Consider the following 19,724-nt stretch of genomic DNA (forward strand, 5'->3'; position numbering starts at 1 on the left):
ACATACTCCTTCTAGGTTATCAATAATTAGCCGTCACTATGGTTCATGCTTTCCCGTATGATCATTCGTCCGGTACACGACCAGAATGCTGCTTAGTTGCTCGGACGTATCGCGATTCGAGCGATATCCCGCAAAATACTTAATGTCAATCACTTGCTCGTCCTGTAACGTTGCCAGAAATTCGTTCGCTTTCTTCTCCGCCGTTACAGAACCCCTATCTAGAAACTCTTTCACCTGAATCATGGCATCCATCCTTTCTCACCTGACCATTTAATGTAAATTCATTCTAACTATACACAAAGGCACTTCGCCCGTGAGGGAGCGAAATGCCTCGTTGCTTATACTGTATCAAGATTGGTGTACATTGTCAATGTTACCTGATGTATCCATTAAAAGTAAATTATGAATTAATTATCTTCTTTATTTGACAATAGGATCAGGTCGATCTTAATTCGTACAGACCGTTTTGGAGAACAACAAGGGCGGAATCGGTACCTTCAATGGAAACCCTAGTGTCGAATACGCCAGGGATGCGACCATCTGGAAACCAGGGCCGGTGCTTGTCCACAACAATTAATCTACCCTCCGCGTCACCGAGCGCAGCGAATTGCTGGCCATCCCCGCTCCACAGACGAAGTCGGAATGTTTCGGTTAGTTCTTTAACGACTTGCGAAACATTATCGACAGGAAGCCCGATCTCACTGATACATAGTAAATTTTTTGACCCAAAAGCTTCATCCGTCGTATTGTTGAGCGTATGGTGAGCAATGAATTCGATTAGGTTGCCGTCTGGATCATAGAAGTAAAAGGCCGTTGCATTCCAGTTCTCGAATAGGAATTCATTTTGACCATCCTTGGAGAATAACGCGATTCCTCGTTCACTCACCCACTGCTTCGCTTCTGAGAACTTATTGGCAGGAATTGTGAAAGCAATATGGTAATATGGTTGATCCTGTGGAGAAGCCTTACGGAAAGCGAGAATTGTACTCCCAGCCTGAAATAATAACTGAGACGGTTGATCCTCCAGAACATCCAGTCCCAATAGAGATCCGTAAAATCCCTTAATCGCTTCGAATTGTTGAGTACTTAATAAGACTTTCGATAATTTCATTCGGTGTACCTCCCACTTTGTTCTTTCTCTATCCTTGCCCTCATTATAGATTTACTCATATAATAGATCAATACTATATATTCTATTGTAATAATAGTATAAAACTATGATAAAAGGAGATTTCTTCAGTGGAAATCAGACAACTACAATATTTTCTTATGTTATGTAATGAATTGCATTTTTCTGAAGCTGCATATAAATTAGGGATTTCACAACCAACATTGAGTCAACAAATTCGGGTGATCGAAGATGGGTTAGGCGTGCCTTTGTTCGACAGGATTGGCAAAAAGACAGTTAAAACCGAAGCGGGAGAGCTTCTGGAGGGCTATGCTTTACAAATTGTTCAACAATTAGAAAACGCAAAAAATGCTATCGCCGATCTCAGGAATTTGAACTCCGGACAAGTGCGTATTGCTGTATTACCTTCGGATCTGGATTATCGACTAACATCATTACTCATCGATTTCCACAAGGATTTGCCTAATACCAAAGTTAAAATGATTCCATCCATAGATATATTGAATAAAGTGTTAAGCAATGAAGTAGATATTGGCGTTGGTTTAGCAATTCAAGATGACCCACGTCTGAATCACATTCCCTTTTATACGGAAACGTATAGTCTTTATGTAGACAATGAACATGACTTAGCGATGAGGGAAATTATTTCACCTGAAGATTTGACGAATATACCTTTAGTTATGTACCCTAAGGGTTTTTATGGGCGAGATTTAATTGATGACTGGTGTAAAGAGCAAAAAGTTACGATTCACACCGTAATGGAAACGGGCTCTGCCACTTCCTTGTTTCAACTGGTTAAAGAAGGCATTGGAGCTACCATTCAACCAAGCCAATTGATTGAAATTCTCAAGTCACCAAATATTCGTGCCATTCCAATTGAGTATTCCCCTATCAGAGAATTAGAGATTATTTATCGTAATGATAAATATTTAAACCGAGCTACAATAACATTCATGAAAAGGTTGGAAGTGTTTTTTGGAGATTAAAGAAAGCCACAAATTTGTATCATTTCATTCAAAAAATCGTCAATAACACCCTCTAAATTGTGTGGTAATTCATGGCAAAATTTAATTACAACACGATAGACGAATCATCGTCTGGCTCTCGGTACGGATACCAATGGGAGGTGTTTTATATCGATAAATATGTGAGAACAACGATCGTTACAGGCGGTGCATCTGGAATTGGTCGAGCCATTTGTAAGCAGCTGGCTGAGAAGAACGTTTATGTCATCATCACTGATATTAGCGCTCAGCAGGGAGAAGAGCTCGCAAGCGAAATCATCAGTCAGGGGGGTCAGGCTCGGTTTATCTTTATGAATGTAACGGATGCGAATGAAGTACAGTCTGTCATTCATGAAGTATTCGAGGAATTCGGGCGGCTGGACTATGTATTCAATAATGCAGGCATTTCCATGTACGGCGAATTTTATCATATGGGCCTTGAGGATTGGAATAAAATTGTGAACATCAATCTTTGGGGAGTGATCTACGGGACACGCGCAGCATACTCCATTATGAAAAAGCAGGGATTCGGACATATCGTGAATACCGCTTCCGTTGCCGGCTTGGGTCCTACTCCGATGGTAACTGCCTACGCCACCACCAAACATGCAATTGTCGGCTTCACCACTTCCCTCCATTACGAAGCAGAAACGTATGGTATTAAGGTAACTACCATTTGTCCGGGACATGTTGATACAGCGATATACGATAACGGCCATGCCATCAATCTGGATAAGAACAAAATCAACAGATCGGTAAAACAACGCAAAATGATGAGTGCTGAAACATTCGCTGCCTATGCTCTAAAACGAATTGAAAAAAATGTGCCGCTCATATGCCCCCTGCCTTTCCGTAAAACCATGGACGTCTTTTTTCAATTATTCCCAAATGCCCATAGAAAAATGATGCGAATGGTCTGCAGGGTCATCAGAGAGACACAATTGGACTAATAAAGAAAAGCAGGCTACCCAAGGATGAATCCTTGGGTAGCCTGCTTGGTTTTTGTCTATGTTTTGAAGCGCTCTTGTCCCCGATTTCTTCTGCTAAGAAATTAACAGGCCAGACTTAATTTATTTTTTCTGTGGTAACGGGGTGAACAGCAAGTTAACCGGAAGATTACTGCCTGGAGCTGCCGTCAACAGAATCTCAACCTTTTGTTCAAATCCGCCTGTACGATACAACACGGATTGTTCATCAGGCTTGACCTGACCCAAGGAATAAATAGGGACGATATCCCCATTTACCATAGCATACCCGGAATACTTACCTCCACGTGGATTAAAGGAAATCAGTGTATTCGGTGCTACATTATCAAGGGTGATTTTGTAAAGAACTCCAAAGTTACCAGCATTGGATGTTACCTCTCCATACATAGGATCCATCCCGGACAAATTGGGATCATCTAGGTTGTCACCCAAGATGAGGCGCTGTGGTTCTCCCCCTACCTGATCTGAGTATTGGATGACGCGAGTAGAGTTGGGATACGTTCCCCGGTTGTGTACCCCATCACTATCCAGGACAGGCAGTTGGTCAATTACGCTTAATGGTTCCGATTTCTCATCAATCATGATTACATCAAACTGTACAGGCAAATCACTGTACATATCCGAAAACAGAGAAATAACATCCCCTTTTTTCATTTTTTGTTTATTGAGTTCTGTCATGACGATTTTACGTTCACCCGGCTCAAGTGTAATCGAAGATTGTTTGGATCCATCTTTCATCGATTGGAAATAATTCAGAACTGATTTTTTACCCGCAGCTGTCGCTATATATGATGGCCCTGCAAATCCTAAGTAATCCGTTCTAAGGGTTGCTGCTGTACTGTTCTTATTTGTAGCCACTACGTACATTTTTACATTTTTATCGAGATTGTTAACATGGTGAATCATAAATCGCATATCGCCAACGGCCGTCTCTCGATATACAATCCCTTCAGTGTCTACCGTTTCTGGACTATTGCTTCGAATCAAAGTACTCGGTTCGTCATTAAATGTGTAATTGAGCTTAGATCGAGAAGAAACATTTGAAATGAAGGAGAATTTTTCACCTGCAGGTATAAAGAGCATATTAAAATCATCTTCGGAATAGAGTGAATCACCTGTGATATTAATACTTGTTTCATAAGTAGAGCTCAGACCCTTATTATCAGTTACAGTGAGTTTGATTGTTTTGGGACCTGGAGTAAAAAAGGCAAACTCCTTGTTCTCCCATTTCGTAGTCTTAATCCCGCCATCATCAGTGCTCTCGTCTGTATAAGTAATCAATTCACCCATCATATACTCAGACTTGTCGGTTGAAAAGGAAGCCACAGGAGGTTGATTCGGCTGAATTACGGTTATGGTTTGTGTATAAGGATCACTCCATGATCCACTTGAATCCTGCACAGAATAACTAATTTTGTATTCTCCTGGAGTATCAAACACTTCTTGTTTGCCTTCCCACCGTTCATCAACAATAGGAAGTCCAAGTGATGACTCCGATTCTGTCTTATATGTAACGATTGTCTCACCCGCAAAAATCTCTTTAGGCGCCACCGTAAATTTAGCTGTCGGTTTAGTCTCCAGATTCATAATAACTCGCTTACCCACATTGTCTGCTTTGTATGGAATATTTAAAGCTTGAGTTATTGCTGTTAACGGAACCATGAACGTGCTATTTGTCTGATAGGAAGTACCTTTCATGGTCTTTGTCACACCATTTACCGTATATTTACTGCTGTCTGTTTTAAAACGAAGCTCGTTGCTGCCTTTAAGAATAATCGTTTCCTTTGTTTTCTTATCATAAGTGACCTTGAAGCCAACACGGTCTACAAGGGCACGAATCGGAACATAGGAGACTCCATTTTTAACTTGCATAGGCTGGGGTGCATTATAGACTTTACCGCCGTGTTCCATTTTAGTGCTATTGAAGTATAAGATCAGTTCATTCATATTTGATGATACCGGAGTAATAGGTTCCTCAATATCGTCAACAATAGGCATCGTAACGTTCGGATCATAAACTTCTTGAGTAACTGTCCCTTGTGGAATATCCGTGTTACTCGCTTCCGCTCCTACAGGGATAACTGTTGCTACCTGCGAAAGGGCTAGCACGGTTAACAAAATCGATAATTTCTTCAGTTTCATTCTCAGACTCCTTCAATCTCTAGTTTTTATTTTCCAATTAGTCATAGTATTAGACGCCGTTCTGTGTAAATAGTTTCTATAATTGTCCAATAAATATTGATTCTTGTCTAAAAAAAGAAGTTTTGAACGTTAGCATCAGCTGAAAATGTCGAATTTTCTGCAAAAAAAACTGACCGTTTGCACGCTTGTCCATTTTCAATTGACAAAATCCCTATCATATTTAATCGGATAACTATCATTGTTTAGATAAAAAAAGACACTACAGTAACTCTGTAGTGTTAACAATATTATTTGTGCCATAGATCGTTTCTCCTGTGGTTATTTAGCGTACTGTATCCTAGTAAGAGCCCCTTCTAGGTGTACGTCAACCACTGAATCCCCAGAAGGAACGGAACGCTACTGCTTCAGCAGTTTCACTCCAAAAGGATGTTAACGATAAGGAGAGCTTTCGCTGAACGTTATTGTGACGCCCATCTGGATATCGTCATATGATACGTCATCGGGTCAAACACCCATCTTACAACAAAGGCAGGTAATAATAAAACGATGATATCTTATATGGATTTCACTTCACCATCTGTGCAGTATTTTTATGATCTAAGCCAAAATCAATTTTTCAAAAAAGACAGGCGCAATTATATTAATTCTCTCTCCGTCAATCAGCTTAATACGTTAGGTAACGTCTCTTTGTTAGATATTTTTCTTAGTAAATCGAACGTAGTCGAGCCGCATACTCATCAAAATGCATCAGAATTAGTCTACTGTATATCAGGAGCCGCAGTCGTCTCATTAATCAATCCATTTACTAAAAAGCTGGTTAACATCCCTATTACACCTGGGCAAGTAGCCAATGTTCCACAGGGGTGGTGGCATTACGAAATTGCTACCGTGGATAATACACATTTATTAGCAATATTTGATGCTCCCGTACCTGAATTCATACCGGGATCAGATCTGCTGCGTTTAACACCTGCTGACATTTTGGCGCATACGTATTGCTTGGATGAGGCGAAGGTTCAAGAAACGCTGGCTCCTATTACAGAAACTGTTGTCATTGGACCACCATGTAGTTGCAATAACGTTCAAAATGGAAATGAAAACTGTGTTCCAACGCAGCAGTATAATCAAGGGCAATGTAATACGTATGACTACACAATGACACAACAGCATCCGCCACAAGTTATCGGAAATGGATGGCAGTATCATCAACGCTAGAAACAAAGTCTATCGGAGTTGAAACTCTGTTTCTAGACAATTATTTCACCTGTACGAGCTGTTCCTTACCTTTCATAACTCGATAATGTCGAACACCATCGTTAGAGGTTAGTTTGAATGTTTGACTCTTAGGTTCATAGGTAACGGAATCGCTTGATTCTGCGTCCAGAGCGCTATTTACATCCGCCCATACGATCTCATCACCTCTTTTTTAATGATAAAAACTTTATTGTCGAATTTGATGTCCGTTGTTGCAATCAGTTCCGCAACTCCATCGCCATCCAGATCAGCTTCGTGGCCTTCTGAGTTGAGTGTATACTTGATATTGACATGATCATCCCCGACAGTTAACAGATACGTACAGATCAGGTTTGGTCCGCATTCCCCGGATAATGTATGCAGATTGTCTCCAAATGCTTGGCTCCTTCCCCACTTAACATGTTTCAGGGCACCGTACCCCAGTTCAAGCAGTTCTCCCGGCTTGGAAACCCCTGCTAACTGTAGGCCTTGAAAGACAGCTTTTCCTCTCTCATCTGATCTGGTGTAGACCAAATAGCTGTCTTTCCCGTTTAAATCGATGATTTCTTGCAGGTCAACGGATGATGTACTCAATCTAGAGAACCGGCTTTCATATTCCTCCCATAATTCAATATTCGTATTAGGTATAATAACTGGGTCTTTGGTGAAGGTCAGTTTATTCTTTTCTGTCGAAGTTACTGTCGGTTTCAGCTCGTTATTCTGCGGCTGGCCAGGCGCGGCGTTTTTATAGGACTGAAAAGGATCAGCGATGGACAACAGCCATTCAGTAAAAGTTCCCTACACATTTACACGACAACAACATGGTTGAACATAAAAAGGGTCACTTCCGTGACCCCTTAAAGTACACCCTCCGTTGATGAATTAGTCTATAATCAGACTTGCGTCAGCTTTTCTGGGTTACGTATGATATAGATGTTTTGAAGTAAATCTTGTTTCATATTCATAAGTACAACGTTTGTAGCATGATTACCTTCACGAAAAATAATTCCGGTCTGATTGTTTATACGTGCCAGTTCGAAAACGGGTGAGCCGCTTTCATCTTTCTGCACTTTGCTGATTATGCCAAGCAGAAACCTTGCAACCAATTCACGAGTTTTAATCGGACGAACTGCGGCTGATACTTTGCCACCACCGTCAGAAACGATTTCAGCGTTCTCGGCAAGCAAAGACAACACAGAATCAACGTGGCCTTGTGATAGCGCAGCAAGAAACTGGCCTATCCATTCCTCTCGCACCGCTCCAACGTTCGTTAAATCCTCTTCCGATATTCCCATCTTCCGTCTGGCGCGACTCATCAGTTTGCGGCAGTTCAGTTCGTTTTTTTCAATCAACTCGGCGATGACGGAATAATCAAAGTCCAGCGCCTCCCGTAGGACAAATACTGCCCGCTCTGAGGGAGAAAGCCGCTCCAGAAGCACAAGCATAGCATACGACAGCATATCGTCACGAACAACCTGTTCATATGATTCGTCTTCCGTCATCAGGATCGGTTCCGGAAGCCAATAACCGAAATATTGTTCGCGCCTTCTCTTCGCCGATTTAAAAATGTCTAAGCATCGGTTCGTTGCCATTTTGCATAGATAGGCTTTCGGTTCTGTCATTTTCGAAGAATCTATATCGATTACTTTGACGAATACATCCTGCACAACATCTTCCGCGTCAGAAACAGATCCGGTCATCTGGTAAGCAAGATTAAACAGTAACCCTTTGTACTGAGTATAAAGTTCTTTCATGTCACAGCGCTCCTCACCATTGAAGCAAATATTTCACCGAAGCATACTGGAAAAATTCCACAAATATGATTTGATTTTATAACCAAGGGTACCGGTTATGGTCACGTCAATTCCCCACTTTCGCGTCCAACTCAATCCATTTTCCGGACCCAGACCAACTGTGAACGATTCGATCACTGTTTTATGCTGCGGAGCCGGTCGCCCATCCAAATCAGCTATAATGATGGCTCCGAGCCGGTTGGCCTGAAGGATCGCTTCTTTACACGTCATCCCGTCGGCTTTGCTGGTTGTCGGATCAACAATGTGTGCGCAATCTCCGATGCAGTAAATGCCTGGAGTTTCTCGAACACGATAGCTTCCATCAACGATCACTTGACCATCTCGCGTTAGTGGCAATTCCATACTCCGAAGCACCGGATTGGGAACTAAACCTAACGTCCAGACTACCAAACCGACGAACAGAGGTTCATCTCCAGATATTGTAAGCTGACCACCCTGTTCTCGTAAAGCTTTTCGTCTATGATGAACCGTCACGCCCTTTGACATAAGGGAACGTTCCAACTTGATTCCAACTTTCGAAGGACCTTCAGGGAATAACCGTTCGTTCTTATTCAGAAGGTGGATAGTAATCTCTGACGGGTTAAGTCCTAGAGTTAACGCTTCCTCCCTCATAGCGTATGCCAATTCTGCGGATGTTTCGATACCCGTAATACCCGCACCTGCAACAGCAACACTCATCAAACGCCGCTTTTCCTTTTCAATTGGCTCTGTTAGGGCAAACTGCAAGTTTGTTCGCCATTGCTCAAGAATTCGTGTGGCCGCTTCCAATCCGGTCAATGCAATACCACCCTGCTCCGGGTCAGGTTGCCTGATAACACTGCCTACCGCCATGACTAGCACATCATAGTTCATCAATTGCTGTTTGCCTTCAGCATCCTGATAACAAAGCCTTTTACTCCGGCTCTCCACTTTCAGTACCGTACCTTGTACGAATTGAGACCCTTCAGGCAGTATCCGCTGCCACGGTACGGTAATCTCCTCATTCCCTACAGCAGGTCTGAATAAAAGCACTTTCCGTAAATGGTATGTTTGCTTATCGATAAGGATCAGTTGAAGCCTGCGTCCGTCCGTTCTTCCTCGATACGCTTTCTGGATCGCTTTAACCGTATGAATACCAGCAAAGCCGCCTCCCACAATAACACATATAAAATCTTGCATCTGTAACCACTCCTCTTTTTGCATTTGCAAATAGAACGAGGAAGCTATGTTTTTTGTGACATGTGAAGTGCAAAGATAATTATAAGAAAAATGTCCATCGACGTACCTCAAAGAAGACAGACTGCGAATCATCATACATTCGTTACTACTATCCAGTGCTTTTTATAAAAGGGGAAATTTAAAATCACATATCAGCACTTTTTTGCCTCCAAACTGCACTGCATAATAAAACCATAAGACATCTTGCGTATGCGTCTTGACGTAAATTTTGGAATGTCTTTAAGGAGGTACTTATGTACACTGACAGCTACTCAACAGAGAAATGGTTGGAGTTCCAACAAGCCGAGTTGGAGCAGCTTGATCGTAAAGGAGCATTTGTCAAATATGACGGAAGCAGTTATTATGGCGTAACAGCATTACCCAGAAACGTTCGTTTAGTAGATATCCTATATGGTTTCTTTCGAAAGCGCAGATCACGAAGAAACAATTCCATGTAAGCAAAAAGAGAGCAAGCGCATTTTGCGCTTGCTCTTCTTCCTTTTTCTCTCATCCAAATAGGAGTTATTATGTTATAAACATATATATACTAATCAGAAATGTGGTGCTATCAAATTTCATGGATAACCAATTGGATGTACAACAGTATCTAAATCGCATTGGGTACAGCGGTCCCGTCAACAATAGTCCAGAAGTACTCTCTCAATTACAGGAGCATCATGTCCACACAGTCCCTTATGAAAACCTGGATATACTAGGACACATCCCCTTATCGCTTGAAATCCCGGATCTGTTTCATAAGATTGTAATTGAGCGCCGGGGAGGTTACTGCTTTGAACTGAACGCGCTGTTCGGATGGCTTCTGCAGGAACTCGGCTTCAAGGTTACTAATTATTTCGGCCGGTTCTGGCGGGGTGAGTCCCATACGCCAGTCAAACGACGTCACCATATCCTTCACGTTGACATACATGATAGACGATTTATCGCTGATGTTGGAGCAGGCATGGCACCTCGACTCCCGATCGAACTCATTGAGAACGTCGAACAGGTACAAGGCAATGAAATCTATCAAGTTAATAAAACATCATCTTATGGATGGATGTTGTACGAACGTAAGAATGGAGTTTTGGACCCTGTTTATTCCTTCACGGAGGAAAGCAACTTACCTCAAGATTATATAACGACGTCCTACTGGTGCCAGTATTCACCTGAATCGGTATTTAATAAAGGAGCCAAAGTATTCATCCGTACCAAGGACGGCCGGAACACCGTAGATGGTCAAGAATTTCGTATCTTTTCATCTGATGGAGTCCGTACAGTTTCACCGTCCAGTCCACAAGAATATGCGGATGCTTTATATGCTCACTTTGGAATCAAGTTACCTTTTGAATTGAAACAATAACGTTCTTTTAAATGGAGAGTTGGGGATACAAACAATGAAAAATATAAAATGTATTTTTTTTGATTGTATGGAGACCATAGTTGATTTATTTGAGCTCCCGACTTCAAGTGATTATGCTCGTTGGACTTATGCGAATTCGGGAGTTGAACACTATTGGCACAATTTTGATGACTTTTTAGAAAAATATAATATTGCAAAGAAATCATTAAGCGATAGTTGTGATACCTATCAGGAGTATGAACTGAAACAAAGAATTGAGGTTGTTGTTAACACCACAGAATCAATCAAGCAGGATAAGAAAGAAGTTACAAATCGTTTATATGATAATTACTGGAATACATATAAGTCTAAGTGTTTTATCAAGGAAGAAGTTAGGGTTGCGGTATTACAACTTAAAGAGAAGTATCGCTTAGCGATTGTGTCTAACTTCATGGTCATGAACGGAATTGAAGAATTGTTGATAAAAACCAATATGAGAAATAATTTTGAGTTCATTGTGTCATCCATTGGATTTGGATGGAGAAAACCTGATCCTAGAATATATAAGTACGCTATTGATAACTCTGGATGTGAGGCACAGGAGATTCTTTTCATTGGTGATGATTATGAGAACGATTACGTTGCTCCAAGGAAATCTGGGATGAATTCACTATGGTTAAATAAATTTCATAAAAAGAGAGATGATATTGATCAAGTACATGACTTTTATGAAATAACGCAAAAACTTTTAGGGTAAATACGAAGAGGCGAGTGTTTGTCAAGCATTAATGCTTTGTGGAGTGATCTTCATGATCTTACGCTTACCTATTTTCATTTCGTTCATGACCAGGTATTCGCCACTTACATCTTTAACCTTAAGTTTCAACATGTCCTGGATACGTAGACCTGTGTTAATGCCGAATACAAACAACAGGTAATTTCGATAGGATTGTTGCATCAAATAATTCTTAATCGCCTCAATCGTTTCATGATCTTGGATTGGCTGGACAAGGTTCATTTCACCACCTCGCAAATTCCAGTATATTTTGATTGCAAATACACAAAAAAGCTACTCTATCTAAGAGCAGCTTTTCAATTCTTATCTTTTTAGTGGAAATCCAAAGAAAAAAGCATCCAATTTCTTCACTTTATAATCGGAGTCCTTATTTCAAGAAATTTATTGAATTCTTTAGCGAAAATAAGCTCTACGGTCCCGATTGGACCATTTCTCTGCTTGGCAATGATAATTTCGACGATGTTTTTCTTTTCTGGACAAAAATAACAAAGGGCGTGTTTTGATCAATTCAAAACATGCCCTTTCTATTGCCTTAGACCTTCCTTGACCTGATCTGAGGCGTTAATCCTTCATTATTTTAATGAGCTTCATCATCATGCCCGCAGCAACGGAATGGCCGGTAAACTCATTGATCGTTCCCGTGAAGAACAAATCGGTATCTTCGTGATAAAAGGCAAACGCCCCGGATTGCCCCCAATGCCCGATCAACCCCTTTTTCAAATTAAAGAGAGTGATGTGATGGGCTGTCTCGAAATACCAATTCCATAATAAAAGAATCCAGGTCCAATTAACAGATTCCAATGGGAGGTCAATTCCGAGAGATCTTTCTTGGGAAATAGCCGTCCACTAAAAAAAGCTTTTAAGAAAACCATCGACTCCTGTGCGTTTGAAACAATGCCTCCCTCCGAATCGATCGAGGACATATAAAGCGGAACGTTCAGCTGCCGTTTCTTGTAAAACATAGGGACTGGGCGAACGTCGCTTACATCTTCAAACAAATACGTCTTGGCCAACTGCAGTTCGTCAAAAAGAAAACTTTGAACGCCGCTTGGATGCTCAGATCGGTAATGTTTTCAATAATCTTTCCAAGCAACCGAAAGTTCGGGTCCGAATATTGCGCTTTCCCTTTCTGGCCCGGTTTAAATTTTGGCCGGATTCCCTTACTGTAACATGGTCAACTAGCTCGGTAAAATTACGAAGCATTTCACTTGACTGTTCGTCCTGGTTGTCGTCAATAAATATCCGAATACCGCATGTTCTTGCCTTAATTGGTACAGAGAATTTATAAACTACTCGCGTAGAATAGCAGGTTTTTGATGAACGGGGCTTCCGATCAACACGTGCGGTTTATCATCCAAAACAATCACCGCCAACGCCTGCTTCTTCTTTGTTTAAGATAGATTCCAGATACCTTTTATTCTCCAGGATTCTAGGATCCGTCTGTCGATAGCTGCGGGCAATCTCGTTATGATATTGGGCCAAACCATATTCACCAACTTGTTCGTAACATACGCAAAGCTGAAGGTGGGGGAGCCAAGTCGAGTGTACAGGATTAAAAAAAACCAAGTTTTCTCGTGATCGTTCAAGTTGGTGGCCATCTTATACCAGAAAATCGCTGTCTGGATATCATCCTGCTGTAAAAAATGATACCCAAGCCGACAACAGAATTCGGCACGAGGGCTACGTACCGAAAAGAACGTAACGAGGATTCCACCTCTCGTTCCCTATTTCCGAGCTCGTGGTAACAGTCTGCTAGCTTGCCACAAGAAGCAATATTATCTTCGATCCATCCCTTTCCTGTGGCCAAGAATTTTTCATAATAACATATCGCCTGCTCGTACCTCTGGTGATCAACGAGTTCATTTGCAAAATAATATAAATCCCGAGGTAAAAAGTGTTCGCCGCGAAGTAAACGTTTTTCGTAAATCTTAAGATTTCTGTCGCTATCATGATGGAGGCTGCTATGTGTGATAGCAACCTCACTATTCAAAATGTTCCCCGATACTTTGAGATATTCATGAACTGCGCCAATCCATTGAAAGTTATTCTCCCTTTTTACAAAACGATTACGTCTAACACTAAAAGTAACGTTTTCAAATTCGTCGAAAGCCAGATGATAGTCCATCGTCACAGAATCCACTGATCGATCTACTGTTTTTTCAGTTTTTTAAATTTCTTACGATCCTCTTTCTTTAACACGTCGTCCGCGTCTAACCAAAATATATAGTCCTTAGTAGCGAAATGAAAACGGTCAATCGACATTCGCTTTTTACTTAAACTATATTAAAGCCCCTGTAAAAGTAATGGCTCCAATAGCAGTTGCTGTACCTACAATCGTTAGTGCAACTAATGAATACGTAACATTGCCAGTTCCCGGAGTTGAATCAACATGGTCAACACTGGTAGCTTCAAATGTGTTATTTCCGGCTGCATGGTGATTAATGCTAAAAATAATAGTTGCCCCACGGAGAATTTGTAATTGAAATGCTGTAGTACCTGCTGTGGACTCCCATCCAACGATTCCTGTTAACCAAATTCTGCTTCCTGTAGGAACTCCCGTTATTGTTATTGTTTTTAATGTAGTTGGAACTGCGGTTATCAGGATTGCCGAACTCCCTGTTGTATTTGGAGTATTCTCGGATACCTGAAATTGTAGAAAAATCCCCGCAGCTCCTGTCACACCCGTTACACCTGTAGCTCCCGTGGCTCCTGTTACGCCCGTCGCTCCTGTTGCTCCTGTTGCTCCTGTAGCTCCCGTTGCCCCAGTAGCTCCCGTGGCTCCTGTCACACCCGTTACACCAGTTGCTCCTGTTACTCCTGTTGCCCCAGTCGCTCCTGTTGCTCCTGTAGCTCCCGTTGCACCTGTAGCTCCCGTGGCTCCTGTCACACCCGTTACACCAGTTGCTCCTGTGGCTCCTGTTACTCCTGTTGCCCCAGTCGCTCCTGTTACTCCAGTCACTCCCGTGACTCCTACTGGTTTAATTACTCTCATATTACCCGTAACTCCTATCAGATCATTTAGTTTATAAACTTTAAGTTTATTGATACATCTTTTAGCACTAATAAGATGCATCAACGATTTTGCAACTTTCCTCTTGGATTATTTTTTTTCGGTTCACATAATTCTTTGCCGCTTGTAAATCACTTATAGCCAAATTCACTTCTCATATGCAGCTTTTTCGTGGACGTTTGCGCTTACTCATTTTTTCGTTCTCCCCCGGCATTTTTGAGGGTGTTTGGTTTTCCTACAATTGCTTAAGCTCCAAAACGTACCACTGAGAATCGAGAAGGCAACTGTAATTTCATCTTCTGCTTGTTCAAATCTTCCAATGTTGCAAATAGTGTTTTTCCTTTGTTAATCGCCGTTTTGCAGCATTTAATATGCTCATGCGGTTTCGATGAAAGATCATTTGCCGGTCACCTCCAAAAAATTTGTTAATATTACGTTAAACGTTAATAATTCTGTATTTTGTACTCACTCCTACTACTTTCCTGAATATAACAACAGTCTACGATGAAAAGATGAATACCAACACGGTATTCACCTATTTTTATAGTGAATTTTAAGAACAACATAAAATTCGAAAAATTAAGTGATTAAGTTATCTTTATTACAGATTCTAGCCGAAAAAGCCCTAGCCTTTAGGCATGGGATGAGTCAACTTAGGGCAAGGGCTGCCATTAGACAGCTTAATTGTCCTACACTACCAGTTCGTATTATGAGGTCAACCAGTTCTTTCTGGTTGATCCTTTTTTCATTTGCATAGAGGATTAAGGTAGCCTGGTCGAACGTAACTGCCAGTGGGACTTGATCCCGAACGCTATAATGTTCACCCCTACTTGTCATAACCATGATTGAGGCTGGTTGGGACGTAAGATCCCGTATAACAAGCGATGCTATGGAACGACAAGAAGAAACCGTAGGGGCTGCCGGTGAATCTACACAAACAGGGAGAGATGAAATGAATCCAGTTATCGGTCTAGATATTTCTAAACAAGAAAGCCATGGACAAGTCTTTTTAGAGCGCGGAAAACCTTACAAAGGAACCTTCCATTTCGAGCATACTCGAGAAGGTCTGGCGAAATTACTTCATATTGTTCAAGACGTAGAGCTTGCTGCCAAACAACGTCCCTTGCTTATTTTGGAAGCAACCGGGCATTATCAAAGCCCCGTCGTTCAGTTCCTCGAGGAGCATCACTATCTTTACATTGTTATAAATCCGCTCATCTCCAATCGGCTTAGGAAGTCTAACCTTCGTAAAGTGAAAACAGATGCTGCTGATGCTTACCTTTTGGGTGAAATGTACTACAAAGAAGAGTTTGAACCTTTTAAGAAAAGGGGTGTGCAACTGCTCAATCTACGCTATCTAACAAGGCAATTTGAGTCGCTTTCAAAGATGTGTGTGCAGATTAAATTGCAATTCCAAGCTGTTCTAGATCAGGTTTTCCCTGCTTACAAAGGTGTATTCGGGGCTATGTATTCGAGCATTTCACTACGTTTTTTGAATGAATATCCAACTTCATATTCAGTTTTACAAACGGACGAAGAAACGCTTAACGCCAAAATGAAAGAATTGCTTTCAACGAGACGAGGCCGTTCCGACGACTGGATTAGCGAACGGGTAAAGCGGCTGCTGGATGCGGCAAAACAAAACCCCTTCGAGCAAACCATGTACGCTAGCCACTTAGTTAATTTAAGAGTTCTCATCACCCTCATTCTTCAGTACCAGGAGCATCTTGCTGAGTTGGAACAAAACATAGATGCCCTGGCAGAAGAAATCGAAGAGTATGATTTAATTCAGTCCATTCCCGGTATTGGCCATAAAATTGCAGCAACAATTTTATCGGAAATTGGGGAAATTGACCGATTTGATCATCCGAAAAAACTGGTAGCCTTTGCTGGTATCGACCCAAGTGTCTTCGCTTCAGGTAAGTTTACGGCAACCCGGAATCGAATCACCAAACGTGGATCCAGACAGCTTCGTTATGCGCTAGTTATGGCTGTCCAATGCGGACTTATCCGTTCTCGTAACATACGGATAAAAGCGTTCTACGATCGTAAACGAGCTGAAGGGAAGCCGCATAAAGTGGCTCTAGTTGCATGTGCAAATAAGCTGATTCACTGGATTCATGCCATATTGAAAAACAAAAAGACATTCCGTCCAACTTAAAGAAATTTTATTGGCATAGCATTCCAATAAATGACAAAATTGGAGGGTTATTTGGCATGCTCATTTTAACTATACCACATGATTTAGAATCACTTTACTGGTAATCTTGACAAGCTATTAGCTGGTATAGGGTATAGTGAACGTATGCTCGCTCTTTGAAAATAGTATACATATGGGGTTGTAGCGACTAACTCTTTCGCCACGTAAAATGTATGAAGTCGTCAAGAACAAAACGCTAAAACATTTCAGCAAACAACCTGTCTCATCTGGTAACAGGGTGAGAGCCTAAGATGCTATATGCACTGTCTTAGGAGGGCGATGACACACCCAGTTGTCCATAACAGAAATGGATTGAGGGCGTTAACTACTCAAGAATCCCATCTGCACCAGCAGACTTGCCCCTTTTGGGGTGGGAGTGTCAATTAAAGAACACTAGTATTTTTTTATTTCGAAAATAAATATTTCCCTGTGTGTGACTCGCGATTAGATGCGATGTCATGTGGGCTACCGCAAGCAACCACCAGTCCGCCGGAAGTTCCACCACCAGGACCCATATCGATTACCCAATCGGAAGCTGCAATTAAACTCGTGTTATGCTCAACCATAATGACCGTATTCCCAGCATCAACAAGTTTGTTCAACAGCACATGCAGCTTTTGAACATCCAGCGGATGTAGACCAGTAGATGGTTCATCGAGCAAGTACAAAGTGTGGCCTCCGGAAGTTGCGCTTAACTCTTTTGCAAGCTTTAATCGCTGTGCTTCCCCACCGGAGAGTGTTGTTACAGACTGTCCCCACTGTAAGTATCCAAGCCCCACTTCGCATAATAACTCAAGCAGTTTTTTCATCTTCTTATGTTCAGCGAATAAAGAAAGACTCTCCTCAATCCCCAGCTCGAGGATATCCGATATCGAATGATCTTTATACGTTACTTCTAGCACTTCTTGATTGAATCTTTGTCCCTTGCAATCCGGACAGACAACTTGCAGATGAGATAAGAAATGCATATCCACCATAACTTGTCCCAATCCTTCACATCTCTCACATCTTCCTCCCGGTGTATTGAATGAGAAATGCTTAGCTTCAAGACCTCTGTCTTTAGCTCCGGGCAATGCTGCAAAAGTCTTTCGTAGTAAAGTGTACAAATCCACGTATGTGGAAACACTGGAGCGTTGCATGCGAGAAAGCGGTGATTGATCCACATTGATCACACTTTGGATAGGTTCCAGTCCTGTGATGTCCCGGCATCCTTCGATCTTTGAAACGGTTTGGTTCGCAGAAGCAAGCAGGCCAAAGACAAGTGTGGATTTTCCTGAACCCGATACACCGGAAACTGCCGTCAAACATCCGAGCGGGAACTCCACTGTTACGTTTTGCAGATTGTGGTGTGTCGCTTCATGGATAGTGATAACATCACCGTTGCCCCTGCGTCCGGATGATGGTATGGTTCCCTCTTCTTTCATATAGCGCCCCGTAACAGAAAGGTCTTGATTCTTGAGCTCCATCAACGTTCCTTGTCCGACAATCTCTCCTCCAAAACGTCCAGCTCCCGGCCCAACGTCAATGATATGATCAGCCTCTTGAATGACCCGTTCATCATGCTCAATAAGAAGGACCGTATTGCCGAGATCACGCAGTTCCTTCATAACTTGAATCAGACCGTCTGTGTCTTTCGGATGCAGTCCCGAAGTAGGTTCATCCAGCAAATACAGCACCCCAGTAAGTCCAGAACCAAGAATAGAAGCAAGTCTTAACCTTTGTGATTCTCCCCCGGACAGGGTAATGGTCTGTCGATCCAGAGACAAATAACCGAGTCCTACATTGATTACCCTTTTTATCTTAATCAATAAATCATGTAGAACCGTATCAAAGAGTGTATCTCCTTCTTGCTGATACTTGGCGTGAACGCCCTCTAACCAATCGCATAGCTCATCTAACGAACATCTTGATAGAGACGGCAATGTTTTCCCTTCTACAGTGACTTGGCGGCTTTCTTCTTTTAGTCTTTCTCCTCCGCAATCATGACAGGTCTGGGTCTGAAAATACGCAGCTTCACTGGACTGACCTTCCTTCTCTTTATAACGCTGCCACATCCCAGTCAAAACACCTTTAAAGTTCCCTTTTCCCGCCGTTTTAGGTAGACTCATATCCGGAAAATGTCGTGAGAAGGCTTCACTTTCAACGCCGTAAAGGAGTAAGTCCCTCTGGACTTCACTGTAGGTATTCAACGGCTGATCCGAATTCATTTCAAAGCCATAATGCTTACCCGCAGCTTCAAGAATACTCGAGTAATATTCATTGATTGCATCATACCAGAAGGTTACGGCCCCACCGCGAATGCTTTTCTCTTTATCAAAGACAGCCTCGACATCGATATCAACTACAGTCCCAAGCCCACTACAGGTTGGACAAGCACCACTTGGTGTATTAAAGGAAAAATCCGACTTGGTCAAAGGGGGATGAGCAAATTTACAAGCGGAGCAATAAATAACTTCTTCTTCTCCTCCAGCAGAAGCTGGAGGAATCACTTGATGGCATTGCCTGCATTTTCGTTCCCCTTTTTTCTGAAACACCAAACGCAAATAGGTGTACATATCCGTCACTGTTCCGACCGTTGAACGTGGATTCCGGTTTGTCACATGCTGACCAATGGAGATGGACGGGGATAGCCCGACAATGGAATCGACTTTAGGCTTTGATATCGATTCTGATGACATCCCGCTCGACTCCATATATTGCCGTTGGCATTCCCGCTGCAAAATATCCATTGCAAGTGTGGATTTTCCCGATCCTGATGGACCTGTAACTACCACGAGCTGATGTTTGGGAATGTTAAGCGTTATATTTTTTAAGTTATTCTCTCTCGCTCCAGTAATACGAATGAAATCTGTCATATAAACCCTCCAATATTGA

General features: G+C 42.0%; 17 protein-coding genes and 1 pseudogene. 7 read left to right on the forward strand and 11 right to left on the reverse strand.

Annotated features, from left to right (window positions below; translation table 11 throughout):
- Nucleotides 1–36: 36 nt before the first annotated feature.
- Both MNQ98_RS17760 and MNQ98_RS17765 read right to left on the reverse strand, forming a co-directional pair.
- The gene (locus tag MNQ98_RS17760; protein ID WP_241929459.1) at nucleotides 37–252 is read right to left on the reverse strand and encodes a sporulation protein Cse60; all 216 of its coding nucleotides are present in this window, start codon (nucleotides 250–252) and stop codon (nucleotides 37–39) included.
- Between the two features lie 184 nt (nucleotides 253–436).
- Entirely contained in the window at nucleotides 437–1,111 is a 675-nt protein-coding gene (locus MNQ98_RS17765; RefSeq protein WP_241929460.1) for a VOC family protein, read from the reverse strand.
- A gap of 128 nt (nucleotides 1,112–1,239) precedes the next feature.
- On the opposite strand from MNQ98_RS17765, the gene MNQ98_RS17770 reads away from it, so the two are divergent.
- Together MNQ98_RS17770 and MNQ98_RS17775 are read left to right on the forward strand one after the other, a co-directional pair.
- A complete protein-coding gene (locus MNQ98_RS17770) occupies nucleotides 1,240–2,115 on the forward strand; it encodes a LysR substrate-binding domain-containing protein (protein WP_241929461.1) in 876 nt (291 codons plus the stop codon).
- 71 nt (nucleotides 2,116–2,186) lie between these two features.
- The gene (locus MNQ98_RS17775) at nucleotides 2,187–3,083 is read left to right on the forward strand and encodes an SDR family NAD(P)-dependent oxidoreductase (RefSeq protein WP_481856650.1); all 897 of its coding nucleotides are present in this window, start codon (nucleotides 2,187–2,189) and stop codon (nucleotides 3,081–3,083) included.
- A gap of 120 nt (nucleotides 3,084–3,203) precedes the next feature.
- Here the strand turns inward: MNQ98_RS17775 and MNQ98_RS17780 are convergent, their stop codons facing one another.
- Entirely contained in the window at nucleotides 3,204–5,261 is a 2,058-nt protein-coding gene (locus MNQ98_RS17780; RefSeq protein ID WP_241929462.1) for a stalk domain-containing protein, read from the reverse strand.
- A 558-nt stretch (nucleotides 5,262–5,819) separates the two neighbouring features.
- On the opposite strand from MNQ98_RS17780, the gene MNQ98_RS17785 reads away from it, so the two are divergent.
- Nucleotides 5,820–6,476 carry a cupin domain-containing protein gene (locus MNQ98_RS17785; protein WP_241929463.1) on the forward strand — a complete coding sequence of 219 codons (657 nt, stop codon included), beginning with the start codon at nucleotides 5,820–5,822 and terminating at the stop codon, nucleotides 6,474–6,476.
- Nucleotides 6,477–6,653: 177 nt separating this feature from the next.
- Here the strand turns inward: MNQ98_RS17785 and MNQ98_RS17790 are convergent, their stop codons facing one another.
- The 3 genes from MNQ98_RS17790 to MNQ98_RS17800 form a co-directional block, all read right to left on the reverse strand.
- Nucleotides 6,654–7,271 (reverse strand): hypothetical protein, encoded by a 618-nt coding sequence (locus tag MNQ98_RS17790; protein WP_241929464.1) that lies wholly within the window; start codon nucleotides 7,269–7,271, stop codon nucleotides 6,654–6,656.
- Between the two features lie 116 nt (nucleotides 7,272–7,387).
- Entirely contained in the window at nucleotides 7,388–8,248 is an 861-nt protein-coding gene (gene sigJ, locus MNQ98_RS17795; RefSeq protein WP_241929465.1) for an RNA polymerase sigma factor SigJ, read from the reverse strand.
- 33 nt (nucleotides 8,249–8,281) lie between these two features.
- Nucleotides 8,282–9,466, reverse strand: a complete 1,185-nt coding sequence (locus MNQ98_RS17800) for an NAD(P)/FAD-dependent oxidoreductase (RefSeq protein WP_241929466.1) — start codon at nucleotides 9,464–9,466, stop codon at nucleotides 8,282–8,284.
- Nucleotides 9,467–9,759: 293 nt separating this feature from the next.
- Here MNQ98_RS17800 and MNQ98_RS17805 point away from each other — a divergent pair, with 293 nt between their 5' ends.
- From MNQ98_RS17805 to MNQ98_RS17815, 3 genes are all read left to right on the forward strand, one after another.
- A complete protein-coding gene (locus tag MNQ98_RS17805) occupies nucleotides 9,760–9,963 on the forward strand; it encodes a hypothetical protein (protein WP_241929467.1) in 204 nt (67 codons plus the stop codon).
- Nucleotides 9,964–10,082: 119 nt separating this feature from the next.
- The gene (locus MNQ98_RS17810) at nucleotides 10,083–10,865 is read left to right on the forward strand and encodes an arylamine N-acetyltransferase family protein (RefSeq protein WP_241929468.1); all 783 of its coding nucleotides are present in this window, start codon (nucleotides 10,083–10,085) and stop codon (nucleotides 10,863–10,865) included.
- Nucleotides 10,866–10,899: 34 nt separating this feature from the next.
- A complete protein-coding gene (locus MNQ98_RS17815; RefSeq protein WP_241929469.1) occupies nucleotides 10,900–11,601 on the forward strand; it encodes an HAD family hydrolase in 702 nt (233 codons plus the stop codon).
- A 21-nt stretch (nucleotides 11,602–11,622) separates the two neighbouring features.
- Here the strand turns inward: MNQ98_RS17815 and MNQ98_RS17820 are convergent, their stop codons facing one another.
- The 4 genes and pseudogenes from MNQ98_RS17820 to MNQ98_RS17830 all read right to left on the reverse strand — a co-directional run bounded on the left by MNQ98_RS17820 (nucleotide 11,623) and on the right by MNQ98_RS17830 (nucleotide 14,632).
- Nucleotides 11,623–11,862 carry a site-specific integrase gene (locus tag MNQ98_RS17820; protein WP_241929470.1) on the reverse strand — a complete coding sequence of 80 codons (240 nt, stop codon included), beginning with the start codon at nucleotides 11,860–11,862 and terminating at the stop codon, nucleotides 11,623–11,625.
- A 125-nt stretch (nucleotides 11,863–11,987) separates the two neighbouring features.
- Nucleotides 11,988–12,113 (reverse strand): annotated as a pseudogene (locus MNQ98_RS29640) (DnaB-like helicase C-terminal domain-containing protein); the annotation flags it as partial.
- A gap of 88 nt (nucleotides 12,114–12,201) precedes the next feature.
- Nucleotides 12,202–12,441: a hypothetical protein gene (locus tag MNQ98_RS17825; RefSeq protein WP_241929471.1), complete on the reverse strand. Its 240-nt coding sequence runs from the start codon at nucleotides 12,439–12,441 to the stop codon at nucleotides 12,202–12,204.
- Between the two features lie 1,477 nt (nucleotides 12,442–13,918).
- Nucleotides 13,919–14,632: a hypothetical protein gene (locus tag MNQ98_RS17830; RefSeq protein ID WP_241929472.1), complete on the reverse strand. Its 714-nt coding sequence runs from the start codon at nucleotides 14,630–14,632 to the stop codon at nucleotides 13,919–13,921.
- Between the two features lie 970 nt (nucleotides 14,633–15,602).
- On the opposite strand from MNQ98_RS17830, the gene MNQ98_RS17835 reads away from it, so the two are divergent.
- Nucleotides 15,603–16,811 carry an IS110 family RNA-guided transposase gene (locus MNQ98_RS17835; protein WP_241933947.1) on the forward strand — a complete coding sequence of 403 codons (1,209 nt, stop codon included), beginning with the start codon at nucleotides 15,603–15,605 and terminating at the stop codon, nucleotides 16,809–16,811.
- A gap of 443 nt (nucleotides 16,812–17,254) precedes the next feature.
- On the opposite strand, the gene uvrA is transcribed toward MNQ98_RS17835, so the two are convergent.
- Nucleotides 17,255–19,705, reverse strand: coding sequence for an excinuclease ABC subunit UvrA (uvrA, locus tag MNQ98_RS17840; protein WP_241929473.1), 2,451 nt, complete (start codon nucleotides 19,703–19,705; stop codon nucleotides 17,255–17,257).
- Between the last annotated feature and the right edge of the window lie 19 nt (nucleotides 19,706–19,724).

Origin of the sequence: Paenibacillus sp. N3/727 (assembly GCF_022637315.1) — a bacterium.
Taxonomy (GTDB): Bacteria; Bacillota; Bacilli; order Paenibacillales; family Paenibacillaceae; genus Paenibacillus_AQ; species Paenibacillus_AQ uliginis.